We start from the raw sequence: 15,255 nt of genomic DNA, 5'->3' as shown, positions 1-15,255 counted from the left end.
TGTATTGTTATTCTTATTAGTACGATTTGGTTAATAGTATAACACATTAATTTTAATAAACCATACTATTTATAAAAAATTCACAAAATGCACATATAGACATGAGTTGACACGTTTTGTGCTTCGCGTTATTATTATGCAGAAACGGTATTTCTCTTATCCAGAGCAAGTGGAGGGAACAGGCCCTATGAAGCTCGGCAACCATCACACATTAGTGACAGGTGCTATCCTGATGCAAGGCAATCCTTGGACGATAAGAGTGAAAGGCTAAAATCACCTTTCCCTTGTCTATGATGGGGAAAGGTTTTTTATTTAGGAACATAACGCTCTAATCCATTTAATTATAGAAGAAAGATAAACGTTTGACCATGATGAACTTGATTAAACTATAATCACGCATCAAAATAAATCGTTAATAATTTTTATACATTGTCAGTGAAAGGCTTTTCACTAGGATATGAGATTAAGATCCGTTTGATCAATATGTTGGGGAGGATAAATGATATGACGAATCAACGTCGCCTATTCACTTCTGAGTCAGTAACAGAAGGTCATCCTGATAAAATGTGTGACCAAATCTCAGATGCTATTTTAGACGAAATTTTAACACGAGATCCAAATGCTCGTGTAGCTTGTGAAACAACTATTACTACAGGACTAGTGCTAGTATCTGGTGAAATATCAACGACGACTTACGTTGATATTCCAGCTATTATAAGGAGCACGGTTAAAGAAATCGGTTATACAAGAGCAAAGTATGGTTTTGATTATGAAACTTGCGCAGTCCTTACATCGATTGACGAACAATCACCGGACATTGCACAAGGCGTGGATGAAGCTTATGAAAAGCGTGAAGGACAAATGTCTGATGATGAAATTGAGGCTATTGGGGCAGGTGACCAAGGGCTGATGTTCGGTTTTGCTTCTAATGAAACCGAAGAACTAATGCCCCTGCCAATCTCTTTATCTCATAAGTTATCCAAACGGTTAGCTGACGTTCGTAAATCAGAAGTCGTGCCATATCTTCGCCCTGATGGGAAGACACAAGTTACGATTGAGTATGACGATGAAGGTCATCCTGAACGTGTAGATACGATTGTCATTTCTACTCAGCATCATCCAGAAATCGACTTAGAGCAGATAAAATCCGATTTAATGGAAAAGGTGATTCGCCCAGTTGTTCCATCTGAGTTAATCAATGATCAAACTAAATTTTTCATTAACCCGACAGGTCGCTTTGTGATCGGAGGGCCACAAGGTGATGCTGGTCTGACTGGACGTAAAATTATAGTTGATACCTACGGTGGCTATGCACGTCACGGTGGAGGTGCATTTAGTGGTAAGGATGCAACAAAAGTGGACCGTTCAGCTGCTTATGCTGCTAGGTATGTTGCTAAAAACATTGTTGCAGCAGGTTTAGCTGATAAATGTGAAGTCCAACTTGCATATGCGATCGGTGTTGCTCAACCTGTATCAATTTCTGTTAACACATTTGGAACAGGAGTTGTATCGGAAGACCGTTTAGTTGAAGCTGTACGGGAAACTTTTGACTTACGACCTGCTGGCATCATCAACATGTTAGATTTGAGACGACCAATCTTTAAGAAAACCGCATCATATGGTCATTTTGGCCGTACTGATGAAGACTTCACTTGGGAAAGAACTGATCGAATTGAACAGTTGAAAGAATATATTAACCAACTCTAATGGTTTGAAAAAGCGTGTTTGATCTGCACTGATCAAACACGCTTTTTAGATTAATGAGTATAAAGATCTTATATAGTAAGCTATCTACCAAATGTTACTTTCTATTTTGTTGCTCGTGCTTATAGACTTGACCTTTATCAACATAACTTTGGCGAATCCGATCCATCTCTTTAAGATCCTCTTCATTAATATCCCTTATCACTTTTGCTGGTCTACCAAATACCAGGGTGTTAGGGGGAATTTTTTTGCCTGGAGGAACTAAAGTCCCAGCTCCTATAAATGCATTTTCACCAATTTCAGCGCCATCTAATATAGTTGACCCCATACCGATAAGTGCGTTTTTTCGAATAGTACATGAGTGTAACATAACTTGGTGACCGGCAGTTACACCATCTTCAATGATGAGTGGTTGGTTAGGACTTTGGTGGAGCATGCTTTGATCTTGAATATTAACGTCGTTACCTATTTTAGTCGGTGAAACATCACCACGGATAACCGTCTTAAACCAAATGCTGCTTCTTGCCCCGATTGTTACGTCCCCAGAAATCACTACATCTTCAGATATGTACGCGGTTTCGTCAATTTGTGGATACTGTCCTTTATAAGGGAGTAGCATAGTTGGCCTCCTTAGTTTCTTAATGATCATCAATATAGTTTACGAAAAAGTTCATAGAATTACAAAGAGTATTATCTTCACTCCCTGTTTGTATATTATGGTAATATTATTATAACAGATTATTCAGATGGTTTAATAGGAGGAGTAATGAATGCTGATTAAAGAAAGTGGGTCTCCAAATGCTGTTATCGTCTTAGTTCATGGTGCTTTTGAACATGCTGGTCGTTATGATTGGTTATCAGCCCAACTAAGTGAACGAGGTTACCACGTTGTTTACGGTGATTTACCTGGACAAGGGCAATCTGAAGGAAAAAAAGGGGTTATCCAGGCGTTTGATCAGTATATTGAAGTGGTTAGTCAGTGGATAGATCAAGCAATGATGTATCATCTTCCTGTTTTCCTAATAGGCCACAGTATGGGAGGGCTAACTGCAATTAGACTACTTCAAGAGAAAAATCCACCAATCCAAGGTGTCATTTTATCATCTCCTGCTTTAGGTATTTCCAACCGTCCTGGTAAACCCCTGTACTATCTTTCAAAGCTGTTAAATATATTAACTCCATCAATGCTGCTTAATTCCAATATTCAATCGGAAATGGCAACTAGAAATAAAGCATTTTATACTCGTGATTCTTCAGACCCATTATATTTAAAAAAAGTATCTGTTAGATGGTACCACGAGTTTGAAAAAGCGATTTCGATTGCTTTTAATAAGGTCGGACAGTACCCTGATATTCCGACTTTGATCTTACAAGCTGGCGAAGATCTATTAGTTCCTGTAGTAAATGTAGAAAATTGGTTCAATCAATTAAAAATTGGTGATCAAGAACTTAAAATATGGCAAGGATTATATCATGAAGTATTTAATGAGCCGGAGCGCAAAGAGGTACTAGATTATGCATTAGCCTTTATAGAACGCCGATTAAACGAATTGAAGTAGGAGGGCAATACAAATTATATGAAGATTCCTAGTACATTGTCACAAGTACTGTCAGTTAGTTATCGCTACATATTTCCAACCGTTAATAAGGAATTAACAAATTGGATTGATCATGCGAACCAAATTCCTAATGATGAATTAAAAAAACAAGCACTTGCTAGTATTAAAGATAAAACGTTTCATTGTGAAGGAGGTGCGATTTATGCAACCTTAGCGAAAGAAAGGTGGCGTGAGGCGATTTCGTTTGTGGTTGCTTATCAATCCATTAGTGATTACCTTGATAATTTATGTGATCGTAGTACATCTTTAGATCCTAAAGACTTTAGACAGCTTCATCAGTCCTTATTAGATGCCATTTCCCTTGATAAAATCGGAAGTGATATTAATTACTATCAATATCGAATGGAACAGGATGATGCTGATTATTTAAAAAGTTTAGTCCGTGAGTGTCAGGGTATTGTTCAACAAATTGAAGGTTATGAGCAAATTTACCCTTATGTCTATCGATTAGCTTCTTTGTATGCAGACTTGCAAGTCCATAAGCATGTGACCGTAAGTGAACGTGTACCGAGATTAACTGAATGGTTTAATAAGGAGAATGAGGATGATCAACTAAGGTGGTATGAATTTTCTGCTGCCACTGGATCGACCCTTGGTGTGTTTTGCCTTATCTCATACGGATTAGCTAATCAACATCGGGGGGAGGAAGTTTGGAAAGCTTTTTTTCCAGCATTACAGGGGTTACATATTTTACTTGATTACTTTATTGATCAGTATGAAGATCAAGTTGAAGGCGACTTAAATTTTTGTTCATATTATCAAGATGAACAGGAAAAAACCAATAGAATTTCAAATTTTATTACCAGGGCTAAATATGAACTGGAGAATTTACCTAACCATCGCTTCCATCAGCTCATTGTCGATGGATTAGTCGGTTTATATTTATCAGATCCAAAAGTGAAACAGTTAAAGTCTTCTAAACGGAGTTTTTCTCAAATCTTAAATCGTGCGGGTTGGCGCGCGAAGGTTATTTACTGGAACGGTAAAGCTTATCGAAAGTTTAAAGGATCATGATTTAAAGATCATACAGCAAAAGGGGATTAAGTGATAAATGAGGAGCTCACCACATTTCTTTAAAAAATATAATATGTCAGCTCCTTTTATTAGAGTTCTAAAAAATTGCTGCTTGGGGGCAGGTCATTTTTAAGTTATATGATCGTAATCTTTTTACGATCATAGTCATTAGATGAGTTCTGCCTTTTCTTCTCACTAAAATATTATTTTTTATAGATTGCCATCACAAACGGGGCTTTGTCACTTCTGTTGACCATTTGATACCTTGCCACGTCGACTTCATTTGCTGGTAAAGTCTTAAGGTAGTTTAGTAGTTCAACTTTTTCTTCAGCTCCTGTTTTATGTCCCGGGTAAATAACTAATATGATGTATCGTTCGGGTTTTAATAACCTTAGAAGACCATTGATCGCTGGTATCGTCGTGTCAGCTGTGGTGGTAATCGTATGGTCGCTTCCCGGTAAATAACCTAAGTTAAAGATTGCACCACCAACACCTCCAATGTTACGATCACTTAGCTCTTCATAAACATGTTCGTGTCCTCTATGAATCATTTCTACTTGATTGATGTTATGTTGCTCTAGAAGTTTTTTTGCCTGATTTAGCGCATTCTCTTGGATATCAAATGAGAACACTTGTCCATGTTCTGCAACTAACGAGCTTAGGAAAAGACTGTCATGGCCATTTCCTAAAGTTGCATCAACTACCGTATCACCAGGTTGGATAGAATCTTTTAACAATTGATGAGCGAATGGGATGATTTGTTTCATGTTAGTTCGTCACTCCTACTGGTTGATAGTATTTCCCTTGCCAACTAAACCGTCGTTTAAACTCTGCATCGATCGCATTTAAGACATCAAATTTATCCATACTCCACATCGGTCCTACCATTAATTCAATTGGACCATCCCCAGTAATTCGGTGGACAATCATCTCTGCTGGTAAAATTTCTAATTGATCGACGACTAGTTGAACATATTCATCGCGTGTAAGAAACTTCACCATTCCTTTCTCGTATTGTTTAATCATGGGTGTGTTTTTTAACAGGTGAAGCAGGTGGATTTTAATTCCTTGAACGTCCATTGCCGAAACAACCTTGGCTGTTTCTAGCATCATGTCGTAATCTTCTTCAGGTAATCCATTAATAATATGGGAACAAACGCGAATATTGTGTGCCCTTAACTTACGAACTCCTTCATAATAGCAATCTAAATCATGAGCTCTATTAATTAGTTGACTTGTTTGATCGTGTGCCGTTTGTAAGCCTAATTCCACCCAAAGGTAAGTTCGTTCATTTAACTCTGCTAGATACTCAACGACATCATCCGGTAAACAATCGGGGCGAGTTGCAATGGATAAGCCGACAACCCCATCTTGTTTTAAAACTTTTTCAAACTTTGCACGTAACTCACTAACCGGTGCATGAGTATTGGTGAACGCTTGGAAATAAGCCATATACTTTCCGTTTTTCCATTTATCGTGCATTTTATCTTTTATTTTATGAAATTGTACTTCGATATCCTCTGTTCGGTCACCAGCAAAATCACCACTACCAGCTGCTGAGCAGAAAGTACATCCCCCATAAGCTACCGTACCGTCACGATTGGGACAATCAAAGCCACCATCTAGGGCAACTTTAAAGACTTTATGACCAAATGTACTTTTCAAATGATAATTCCATGAGTGATAACGTTTGTGATCGAACGAATAAGGGAATGGATTTTCCAATTTAATAACTCCTTCTTCATTAGCGATTAATCAATTTTATCATGATCGGCTTATAGAATGAAATAATTGTATGAGGGTAAATAATGACACTTAAGCGATGGGGGATAAAGAATACAAAAGCTCCAGGAAGAAAAAAACAATTCCTTCTAGTTTTTGATAAGATTTATGAGATAATATAAACATAGTCTAATAGTCGTATTCATATTTGATTAGATATTCCGATATAAAAAGTAAAAATGAGCTTATGTTAAATTTTTCATTAAAACAGTAAAAGGTGTTTACCGAAAGATGGTGATTGGGTGAATGAAATCCATTTTAAATAAACTTAAGAAAACTAACAGTAGTTCAAAACAACAATTGGTTGAAATAGATTCAAACGCCAAGTTATTTGAGCTGTTGCATAAAGCATTAGTCGGGTTTCTGGCAAAAGAAATGGGAGAAGAAATGAATCTTTCAACAGATGCATCGCACGTTTTGTTTTACACGGCTATATCATCAACTGAGCAATTCTCTAAAAATGATGGTTTGTTTTTTCACTATACATTTAAACTTCTTGAGTGGTGTGAAAATGAGCAAGATATTAGTCAAGAAATCGATCAATTAGACGCTTCTGAGCAGATGAAAAGAGCGATAACAAATGTATATCAAAAACATCAGCAGGATATTGAGAGGCTTATTAACCTTAGTAAGCCCAAAGCACCAGCTATTAGCCAAAAAGAATGGGAAATCTATCGTGATGCTATGTATGCTTCCTCACAGGAAAAGTTCTTATTAATCGATCGCTATAAACTTGATGAAAATTATAATGGCTCTATACTAACTGGTCATACCATCTTGGAAAGACACGATATCCCTATCTGCAGGCAAAAAATGATGAATACGTTTGAGCAATTAGGTGTGTCAACTACTAAATTGAAAAGCTGGTTATTGGTCGTATCTGAAGCTGTTACTAATGTGATCAAACATGCACATTCCGGAAGTATGATGGTTATTAAAGAAGAGCAGGAAGTTCGTGTGATCATTAAAGATAACGGAAATGGCTTCCCAATCAGAGATTTACCAAATTTAGTGCTGTTATCTGGATATTCCTCTAAACAATCATTAGGACAGGGGTTCACTTTAATGTTAAAAATAGTAGATCAAATTAGGCTATATACTGATTTAAATGGATCTTCAATGGTTTTAGTGATGAAATTATAAAAAGTTATGGGTGAGTCGATGAATTCTAAAGCAAAGCGTTTTCAAAAAAATTATACCATGATCCTGATTTTGTTAGGGTTAGTTAGCTTAACCCTATTACTGCAACCAATCATTTTTTCGAGTAACACTGAATTCATGGTTATTATAAACCTAGCTCTAGTCCTCGGAATAATTGTGGCTATCGTGCTATTATCTAAATTTCATAATGGCTGGAAATCTTCAATTAACCAGTTGGACAACATTGCTGGTCAATTAGAGGCATTGAATCAAGGGATTTTTAGTCATCGGTTATACGGATCAAATGATTATTTTGATAAAGTGATTAAAGAAATAAATCAACTTGCACGTAACCTTCAAAACAGTTCAAATGAGTTTTATGATTATGTGAATCAAGTTCAAAGGCTTTCTTTTTTGATGAATGAAGATGCCGAAAAGACCGTGCAACAACTTTATGATGTATCTATTGAACTAACTGAAAATACACGTAGAGACCTTGAGTTATTCGAAGATTTTTTAGCTTCGTTTGAATCTCATTTACAGTTTCAGGCAACAGGTGATACGAAATTAATCGAATACAAACTAAAAAAAGTAAAAGAACTTGCTAATGAAAAGCAAGAAGAAGTGACGACGATCACCTTAACCTTATCTGATTTAGTAGAGACGATTGAACAACAAGCAACTGAGTTATCAGATGTGGCTGAGAAGATGATCGAACAAATGGATAGTTTTAACCAAAGACCAGACCATCAGGAGGTAATGGCCCATGAGCCTAAAGATTAAACAAATTGAGCACAATTCGACTCACTTTGAACTCATTATTGAGGGTATTTTAGATATCTCGACTAGGTCAGCTTTTGACCAAGCTTTTCAACAAATGGAATCAATTGATAAGTTAGAGATTGATCTGAAAAATCTTGAATTTATCGATTCGACAGGTATTGGAGGTATAATGGATATCATATTCGCTTCACAAGAACAATCATTTAAATTAAGCATCAACAATATGAACTTAGAAATAGAGGAAATTTTTAATACGCTCGGGATGTTTAAAATAATGGAAAGTTTACAAGTAGAGAGGTGTCGTACGTGAGCCGTGACTATAGCAAATCCTATTATTCTACCGATACTAAAATAGATGAAGATCAACGCTCATTACAAAGAGAGATCCGTTTAGCTAGAAACATTCAGATGCAGTTATTAAATAGTTGTAATTTGGAGATAGACAATGGACGTCTGACAGGCTCATCAATCCCTGCTCGTTTAATTGGGGGAGACTATTACGATTTTTATAAGCTACCTAATGGTAAAATCAGAATTGTAATTGGAGATGTCATGGGAAAAGGAATTCCTGCAGCCATGTTGATGATATTGACAAGGGGCGCATTTCGGTCGGCTGCTGAGAGTACTAGTGGACCGGGTGAAACGTTAACTGCTATGAACAATGCTATATATGAAGACCTAAAAAAATTGAGATCGTTTGTCACTATTTTCTGCTGTGATTGGGATGCTGAGGAAAATACCCTAACCTACGCTAATGCAGGTCACGTGTTACCTTTGCATGTTCAAAATGGTCGAGTTAACCCGATTGAAAGCGTTGAAGGTGTAATGCTCGGGGGGTTACCTGATCAAATCTATCCCGAGAAGAGTTTTAAGATTGAACATTCAGATGTTTTATTCTTTTATACAGATGGTATTATTGAAGCTCAGAACGAACACGGTGAATTTTATAAACTTGACCGATTAAAAGAAACCTTGTTAAATAATTATCATTCCTCGGCCGATGAATTAGAGGAAGCCGTCGTTGATCATATTTTCGGCTTTACGAAAAACCAACCACAAAAAGATGATATCACGATGGTAATCTTACAAAATGATGCTGAGAATGCCTCTTTAAAAGGGTTTAACTCCCCAATGAATACCTGAGGAGGTGATTATGATTAGCCAAACATTAATTTCTAGAGGAAAAGATGTCGATGAAGCCATCCAGAATGGGTTAAATATCTTGAGTAAGACAATTGAAGAAGTTGATATAGAGATTTTAGATAACGGCAAAAAAGGTATTCTACTAGTTGGTGGAAAGGATGCTAAAGTCAAGTTAACCGTTAGTGAAAAGAAGGATTCTATTTTGACTAATGATTCACCACCTACCTCTACTGATTACGAAAGCCTAATAGATGAGGCTGTAGTTGATTGGTCAGTTAATGATTCAGAAGAAGTGAGTGTGAATCACGATCATCCTTTAATGGAGCCAGATGATCATTTGATTGTCATTAGAGACGGGAAGGTGACCATACTAGAAGGTGATCAACATTATGCAACAATTAAGCCAGGAGTTGGGGTTAAACTATTTAAGAATGGTGAACAATTTTTAACATCAACCATCTTTACTGAAAAGGATGAACTTACATACGAGTTAGATAAGGAAACTCATTCTATGGAATGGAATGTAACTTTTGATGATGATTATCTGTCCGTGGTCTGCCATATTACACCGGAGAAAGTAAAAGAATATCACTTAGTCGATCAAGAGGCAGAACGTTTTTTAGAAATCCACGGTAGTCCGACAGAAACGATACAAAACCACCTAGAACCAAACGCATTAATTAGTAAACTAGATCAGTTAAAGGTTGTTCATGGAATTAACCATGCGAACATTCGCCAAGCCTGTCAGACATTAAAGGAAGAACGAATAGTTATTGCTGAAGGAACAAAGCCACAACCTGGTGAGAACGGAAAGGTCGACTTTAATATTGATATTGTTAGTCAAAAAGGCAAACCGAAAATTAATGAAGATGGAACGGTTGATTTTCGTGAGACTGCTTATATCCCTTCTGTAGATCAAGGAGAAGTTTTAGGCACAATCGTCGAACCTATTCCTGGAAAGCCAGGTAAAACCGTATTAGGTGAATTAATTCCACCTGCTAAAAGTTTTCCAGCTAATATTAAAGCAGGTAAAGGTGTAGAGGTGATTGATGACCAAATTGTCGCAGCTGAATCAGGAAAGCCACAGATTCAAACAAGAGGTTCACTCTACAAAATACAGATTCTCCCAACATTAACTCATCCAGGTGATGTCAATATCGAGACTGGTAACATCACATTTACTGGTGATGTAGAAGTTCACGGCAATGTTGAAGAAGAGATGAAGGTAGACGCTATTGGTAATGTGAAGATTGCAGGAAGGGTTGATCATGCAGATATTAAGTCCGGAAATGGGATTTATATAAGTCAGAATGTAATTAATTCCGAGTTAACAGCAGGTAGAAGTAATTTGCTTATTTCAAATTTAGGGCGTATTTTAGAGGAACTATCTGAGTATATTCATAAGATCATTCATGCTATTCAACAAATCATTCGAGCTCGAGCCTTTAAGAGTTCAGACTTTGATCAAAAAGGTATATTACCACTACTTAACATATTACTCGAGAAAAAATTTAAAGGCGCAAAGCCATTAATGAAGAATTATGTAGATAAGGTTGAGGAGAACAAGGAGCTTCTTGAAGATGAGTGGTTAACACTTGCCAATTACTTGAAGGAGATTGTCCAGTTTGTATCATCCGACACGTTCTCAGAACCTAGAGACTTAAATAACTTAAGAGACCTGATTGAACAATTACGTGCAATTAGTCATATGCCACCGGAACCTAATTCTAAAATTATTATTCCATATGCTATGAATAGTAAAATTTATTGTTCAGGTGATATAGAAGTAATTAGGAATGGGAGTTATCATACTGAATTTTACTCAGGTGGTTCTATAACGATAAAAGGAGCACTAATCGGTGGTGAGGCTTTTGCTCAGTCGAATATTTATATTGAGGAGACTGGCTCTAAAAGTGGACAAGCCACATTGGTGTCCGTGCCATTTAATCAAGAAATAAAGATTGACTACGCATGGCAAGACACAATTCTACAAATCGGAAACCTTCGTAGACAGCTTCATCAAGACTATAGATGGGTGCGCGCGATTGTCTTAGATGGGGAAATCGTTCTTAACTAGGGGGGCAGATAATGAAATTTCATATTGACCATCAACAAGATTTGATTCAGATTAGCTTTATTGGTGACCTTGACCTAGAAGCTACTGAGTTATTTGAAGAAGAGTTAATTCCTAAAGTCAAAGAAGTCGTTAATATACATGGTGTTAAACTAGATCTATCTGAGGTTCCTTTTGTTGATTCGACAGGTGTTGGCTTGCTAATTCACTTTGTTGAAGAGTTGAAAGCTTTGGAGACCAAGGTCAAATTAGAGAATGTTCGATCAGAGGTTTATGAGTTGTTTTCTTTAATGCAGGTTGGCGAAATTTTAGGAATCGAAGTCGAGCAAGGCACGGTTTCGTAATTATTGGGCTGTTGTGACTTGACAAAAGAAAACGCTTTGATTAAACTAAATTTTAACATTGAAAATGACTAACACAATGAAAATGTTACTGAATAAAAAGTGAAATAAACAATAAAAAATTAACAATGATAAAGGAGTAGTAGGAAAACTGGCAAATCCAGAGAGGTAACGGTTGGTGTAAGTTACTTTTGCCACTTCTGAACTCGCCTTTTAGTTATGTGTATGAACTTATTAGTAGTACACATCGTTCTCCGCGTTAAGGAACTCGAGTGAGTACATGTATGAGTGTACTAATTTGGGTGGTACCACGGGTTAAAACTCTCGTCCCAATCTTTTGGGGCGGGAGTTTTTTAATTTTTTGGCTCTTTTAAAGTTCAGTGCGCGGAAAGCGTCCACCGAAAGCGAAGCACCATAACAACAACGGACTTTAACAGAGTGTAATTTTTTGAAATCCAGGCTTTCGCGTGTAATCTTGTGAACAGCCGACTTTCATATAGAAAGAGTTAATAAAGGAGGAAATGAAAGATGGCATTTAACCATCGACAGATCGAGGCCAAATGGCAAAAGTACTGGGAAGACAATAAAACATTTAAAACCAATACGGAATCCGAGAAACCTAAGTTTTATGCGTTAGATATGTTTCCGTATCCTTCAGGAGCAGGACTTCATGTCGGTCACCCGGAAGGTTATACCGCAACAGATATCCTGTCACGTACGAAACGTATGCAAGGGTATGAAGTGTTACACCCAATGGGCTGGGATGCATTTGGGCTTCCTGCTGAACAGTATGCAATTGATACAGGTAATGATCCAGCAGAGTTTACTCAACAAAATATCGAAATCTTCAAGCGTCAGATTAAATCGCTAGGTTTCTCATATGATTGGGATCGTGAAATTAATACAACAGATCCGAATTATTATAAGTGGACACAATGGATTTTTATTAAACTTTATGAAAAAGGTCTTGCATACATTGATGAAGTTCCAGTTAACTGGTGCCCAGCGCTAGGAACAGTCCTTGCTAATGAGGAAGTGATTGATGGAAAAAGCGAACGCGGTGGTCATCCTGTTATCCGTAAGCCGATGAGACAATGGATCCTTAAGATTACCGAATATGCAGATCGGCTTCTTGAGGATCTTGAAGAGTTAGATTGGCCTGAAAGCCTAAAAGACATGCAACGCAATTGGATTGGAAAATCAGAAGGTGCAGAAATCACTTTTGACATTGATGGAACAGATAAGAACTTCAAAGCGTTCACGACTAGGCCAGATACGATCTTTGGAGCTACTTATGCTGTGCTATCACCTGAACATCCATTGGTACAACAAATTGTTACTACAGAACAACAAGAAGCAGTTAATCAGTATATTGAAGAGGTTCAGAAGAAAAGTGACCTTGAAAGAACTGACTTAGCAAAGGAGAAAACAGGCGTATTTACAGGAGCATATGCTATTAACCCTGTAAGTGAGGCGAAAATGCCAATCTGGATTGCTGATTATGTTCTAATGTCATATGGTACAGGAGCGATTATGGCAGTTCCAGCACATGATGAGCGTGACTATGAATTTGCTCAGCAATTTGACTTGCCAATTGTTGAGGTCGTAGCCGGTGGTAACATTGAAGAAGAAGCATATACTGAAGATGGTGAACACGTAAACTCGGATTTCTTAAATGGTCTTCAGAAAGAAGAAGCCATTACTAAAGCTATTGATTGGTTAGAAGAACAAGGGCGAGGAACACGTAAAACGACATATCGTCTACGTGATTGGTTATTCAGTCGCCAACGCTATTGGGGTGAACCGATTCCAATTATTCATTGGGAAGATGGTACGATGTCAGCAATTAATGAAGTAGATCTACCACTTGAACTACCTAAGACTGATGAGATCAAACCATCTGGCACTGGGGAATCACCATTAGCTAATATTAAAGAATGGGTTGAGGTCACTGACCCTGAAACAGGTAAGAAAGGGCGTATTGAAACTAATACGATGCCACAGTGGGCCGGAAGCTGTTGGTATTACCTGCGTTACATTGACCCAGATAACGATGAAGCACTTGCAGATCCTGAAAAACTTAAAAAGTGGCTACCCGTTGATATCTATATTGGTGGAGCTGAACATGCTGTACTTCACCTACTTTATGCAAGGTTCTGGCACAAAGTATTGTATGACCTAGGAGTTGTCCCAACTAAAGAGCCGTTTCAAAAGCTATTTAACCAAGGTATGATTCTTGGCGAAGGTAATGAAAAGATGAGTAAGTCTAAAGGGAATGTCGTAAATCCAGACGATATTGTTAATACACACGGAGCAGACACATTAAGGCTATATGAAATGTTCATGGGACCTCTTGAAGCTTCGGTAGCGTGGAGTACCAACGGACTTGATGGTGCACGACGTTTCCTAGATCGTGTGTGGCGACTATTTGTCCAAGATGATGGAAGCTTATCCGATGCGATTACTAATAATCAAAACCAGGATTTAGATAAGGTCTATCATGAAACAGTTAAAAAGGTAACTGAATACTTTGAAGACCTACGTTTTAATACGGCTATATCACAAATGATGGTATTTGTTAATGAGTGCTATAAGACAGATACTGTTCCACGTAACTATGCAGAAGGCTTTGTTAAGCTATTAGCACCAATAGCTCCACATCTAGGAGAAGAACTTTGGTCAATCCTTGGTTATGAAGAAAGTATTACGTATGAATCATGGCCAACATATGATGAGTCTAAATTAGAAGAAGATACAGTAGAGGTTGTTCTACAGGTGATGGGGAAAGTTCGCGCTAAAGCACAAGTCCCTAAAGAAGCAAGTAAGGAAGAATTAGAAACCATTGCACTTGAAAATGAAATCATTAAAGAGTGGATTGAAGGAAAGACCATTAGAAAAGTTATAGCTGTACCTGGGAAGTTAGTTAATATAGTAGCTAATTAAAACGTTTGATGTGGAAATATAGGTTATGATTAGTCTGTTCCTGTGACCAACATCGACATTTGACCGTCCAGGTCTTCAGAAACTGTCCATTGGAAACGAATCATTAAATAGCAGAGCTTAATTATAAAAACCAAGGTGAAGGAGTTGCATGTTATGTCTGATGAAGTGAAAGAGATCTTACCTGAGGAATTAGAAAAAGACCTTGAATCAGAACAAAAATATGTTATAGTAGATGTTCGCGAAGATGAGGAAGTTGCAACGGGGATTATTCCTGGTGCAAAACATATCGCGTTACAAACCTTACCTGAACGTTTAGATGAATTACCAAAAGATCAAGACTACGTGATGGTATGCAGGTCTGGTCGAAGAAGTCATAATGCTTGTTTATTTTTAAATGAACAAGGGTATAACACCTATAATTTAAAAGGTGGAATGCTAGACTGGACTGGAGAAAAAGAATTTTAAATAAGTTATTGACTTTTGATTTTAAACACGGTATGATATTCAACGTTGCGCAAAAAACGCTTTTGCGCGACGCTGAATATTTATTAGTTAAAAAATTGACATTCGTGTTGAATTAAGTTACAATTTTTTAGCAATCTTGCAAAAGAATTTAGTTTTGTTTAATTAAAAAACGAAACAAAAAAGTTATTGACATTCATGTCGAAACTTGTTATATTTAAGAGGTCGCTTTTTTGAGGCGACAAACTTT

The 15,255-nt window shown here is 37.2% G+C and carries 14 protein-coding genes, 1 riboswitch and 1 other annotated feature; of the genes, 11 read left to right on the top strand and 3 right to left on the bottom strand.

Features of this window, described 5'->3' with window-relative positions; genetic code table 11:
- Positions 1-153: 153 nt before the first annotated feature.
- Positions 154-260, top strand: a riboswitch (SAM riboswitch).
- A 244-nt stretch (positions 261-504) separates the two neighbouring features.
- Entirely contained in the window at positions 505-1,707 is a 1,203-nt protein-coding gene (metK, locus tag HWQ49_RS05210) for a methionine adenosyltransferase (protein ID WP_188206550.1), read from the top strand.
- A 94-nt stretch (positions 1,708-1,801) separates the two neighbouring features.
- Here metK and HWQ49_RS05205 read toward each other — a convergent pair whose 3' ends face one another.
- A complete protein-coding gene (locus HWQ49_RS05205) occupies positions 1,802-2,323 on the bottom strand; it encodes a gamma carbonic anhydrase (protein WP_188206549.1) in 522 nt (173 codons plus the stop codon).
- Positions 2,324-2,474: 151 nt separating this feature from the next.
- On the opposite strand from HWQ49_RS05205, the gene HWQ49_RS05200 reads away from it, so the two are divergent.
- Together HWQ49_RS05200 and HWQ49_RS05195 are read left to right on the top strand one after the other, a co-directional pair.
- Entirely contained in the window at positions 2,475-3,263 is a 789-nt protein-coding gene (locus tag HWQ49_RS05200) for an alpha/beta hydrolase (RefSeq protein WP_188206548.1), read from the top strand.
- Between the two features lie 18 nt (positions 3,264-3,281).
- Positions 3,282-4,337 (top strand): tetraprenyl-beta-curcumene synthase family protein, encoded by a 1,056-nt coding sequence (locus HWQ49_RS05195; RefSeq protein WP_188206547.1) that lies wholly within the window; start codon positions 3,282-3,284, stop codon positions 4,335-4,337.
- 203 nt (positions 4,338-4,540) lie between these two features.
- On the opposite strand, the gene HWQ49_RS05190 is transcribed toward HWQ49_RS05195, so the two are convergent.
- Together HWQ49_RS05190 and HWQ49_RS05185 are read right to left on the bottom strand one after the other, a co-directional pair.
- On the bottom strand, positions 4,541-5,104 hold the full coding sequence (locus HWQ49_RS05190) for a class I SAM-dependent methyltransferase (RefSeq protein ID WP_188206546.1): 564 nt from the start codon (positions 5,102-5,104) through the stop codon (positions 4,541-4,543).
- Between the two features lies 1 nt (position 5,105).
- Positions 5,106-6,068 (bottom strand): TIGR01212 family radical SAM protein, encoded by a 963-nt coding sequence (locus tag HWQ49_RS05185; protein ID WP_188206926.1) that lies wholly within the window; start codon positions 6,066-6,068, stop codon positions 5,106-5,108.
- Positions 6,069-6,365: 297 nt separating this feature from the next.
- Here HWQ49_RS05185 and HWQ49_RS05180 point away from each other — a divergent pair, with 297 nt between their 5' ends.
- The 8 genes from HWQ49_RS05180 (at position 6,366) to HWQ49_RS05145 (ending at position 15,008) form a co-directional block, all read left to right on the top strand.
- Positions 6,366-7,262 (top strand): ATP-binding protein, encoded by an 897-nt coding sequence (locus tag HWQ49_RS05180; RefSeq protein ID WP_188206545.1) that lies wholly within the window; start codon positions 6,366-6,368, stop codon positions 7,260-7,262.
- 18 nt (positions 7,263-7,280) lie between these two features.
- Positions 7,281-8,042 carry a hypothetical protein gene (locus HWQ49_RS05175; RefSeq protein WP_188206544.1) on the top strand — a complete coding sequence of 254 codons (762 nt, stop codon included), beginning with the start codon at positions 7,281-7,283 and terminating at the stop codon, positions 8,040-8,042.
- On the top strand, positions 8,026-8,352 hold the full coding sequence (locus HWQ49_RS05170) for an STAS domain-containing protein (RefSeq protein WP_188206543.1): 327 nt from the start codon (positions 8,026-8,028) through the stop codon (positions 8,350-8,352). The genes HWQ49_RS05175 and HWQ49_RS05170 overlap by 17 nt, the downstream gene beginning before the upstream one ends.
- Entirely contained in the window at positions 8,349-9,185 is an 837-nt protein-coding gene (locus HWQ49_RS05165) for a PP2C family protein-serine/threonine phosphatase (RefSeq protein WP_317450912.1), read from the top strand. The genes HWQ49_RS05170 and HWQ49_RS05165 overlap by 4 nt, the downstream gene beginning before the upstream one ends.
- Positions 9,186-9,195: 10 nt before the next feature.
- Positions 9,196-11,262: a flagellar assembly protein A gene (locus HWQ49_RS05160; RefSeq protein WP_188206542.1), complete on the top strand. Its 2,067-nt coding sequence runs from the start codon at positions 9,196-9,198 to the stop codon at positions 11,260-11,262.
- 11 nt (positions 11,263-11,273) lie between these two features.
- Complete coding sequence (locus HWQ49_RS05155; protein ID WP_188206541.1) at positions 11,274-11,603, top strand: STAS domain-containing protein; 330 nt, start codon at positions 11,274-11,276, stop codon at positions 11,601-11,603.
- A 116-nt stretch (positions 11,604-11,719) separates the two neighbouring features.
- Positions 11,720-11,935: a binding site (T-box leader), on the top strand.
- Between the two features lie 193 nt (positions 11,936-12,128).
- Entirely contained in the window at positions 12,129-14,543 is a 2,415-nt protein-coding gene (gene leuS, locus HWQ49_RS05150) for a leucine--tRNA ligase (protein WP_188206540.1), read from the top strand.
- A 153-nt stretch (positions 14,544-14,696) separates the two neighbouring features.
- A complete protein-coding gene (locus tag HWQ49_RS05145; RefSeq protein WP_188206539.1) occupies positions 14,697-15,008 on the top strand; it encodes a rhodanese-like domain-containing protein in 312 nt (103 codons plus the stop codon).
- The last annotated feature ends 247 nt before the right edge of the window (positions 15,009-15,255 follow it).

The organism is Alkalibacillus aidingensis (genome assembly GCF_014595945.1).
GTDB classification, from domain to species: domain Bacteria; phylum Bacillota; class Bacilli; order Bacillales; family Alkalibacillaceae; genus Alkalibacillus; species Alkalibacillus aidingensis.
Note: the sequence above shows the minus strand (reverse complement) of the source record. Positions and strands in the feature narration are given on the sequence as shown.

Excerpts from the sequence above, each read along its gene's own strand:
- metK (WP_188206550.1), top strand. The coding sequence starts at position 505 with ATGACGAATCAACGTCGCCTATTCACTTCTGAGTCAGTAACAGAAGGT.
- HWQ49_RS05170 (WP_188206543.1), top strand. The coding sequence starts at position 8,026 with ATGAGCCTAAAGATTAAACAAATTGAGCACAATTCGACTCACTTTGAA.
- HWQ49_RS05145 (WP_188206539.1), top strand. The coding sequence starts at position 14,697 with ATGTCTGATGAAGTGAAAGAGATCTTACCTGAGGAATTAGAAAAAGAC.
- HWQ49_RS05155 (WP_188206541.1), top strand. The coding sequence starts at position 11,274 with ATGAAATTTCATATTGACCATCAACAAGATTTGATTCAGATTAGCTTT.
- HWQ49_RS05205 (WP_188206549.1), bottom strand. The coding sequence starts at position 2,323 with ATGCTACTCCCTTATAAAGGACAGTATCCACAAATTGACGAAACCGCG.
- HWQ49_RS05200 (WP_188206548.1), top strand. The coding sequence starts at position 2,475 with ATGCTGATTAAAGAAAGTGGGTCTCCAAATGCTGTTATCGTCTTAGTT.
- HWQ49_RS05190 (WP_188206546.1), bottom strand. The coding sequence starts at position 5,104 with ATGAAACAAATCATCCCATTCGCTCATCAATTGTTAAAAGATTCTATC.
- HWQ49_RS05160 (WP_188206542.1), top strand. The coding sequence starts at position 9,196 with ATGATTAGCCAAACATTAATTTCTAGAGGAAAAGATGTCGATGAAGCC.
- HWQ49_RS05175 (WP_188206544.1), top strand. The coding sequence starts at position 7,281 with ATGAATTCTAAAGCAAAGCGTTTTCAAAAAAATTATACCATGATCCTG.
- HWQ49_RS05195 (WP_188206547.1), top strand. The coding sequence starts at position 3,282 with ATGAAGATTCCTAGTACATTGTCACAAGTACTGTCAGTTAGTTATCGC.
- leuS (WP_188206540.1), top strand. The coding sequence starts at position 12,129 with ATGGCATTTAACCATCGACAGATCGAGGCCAAATGGCAAAAGTACTGG.
- HWQ49_RS05180 (WP_188206545.1), top strand. The coding sequence starts at position 6,366 with ATGAAATCCATTTTAAATAAACTTAAGAAAACTAACAGTAGTTCAAAA.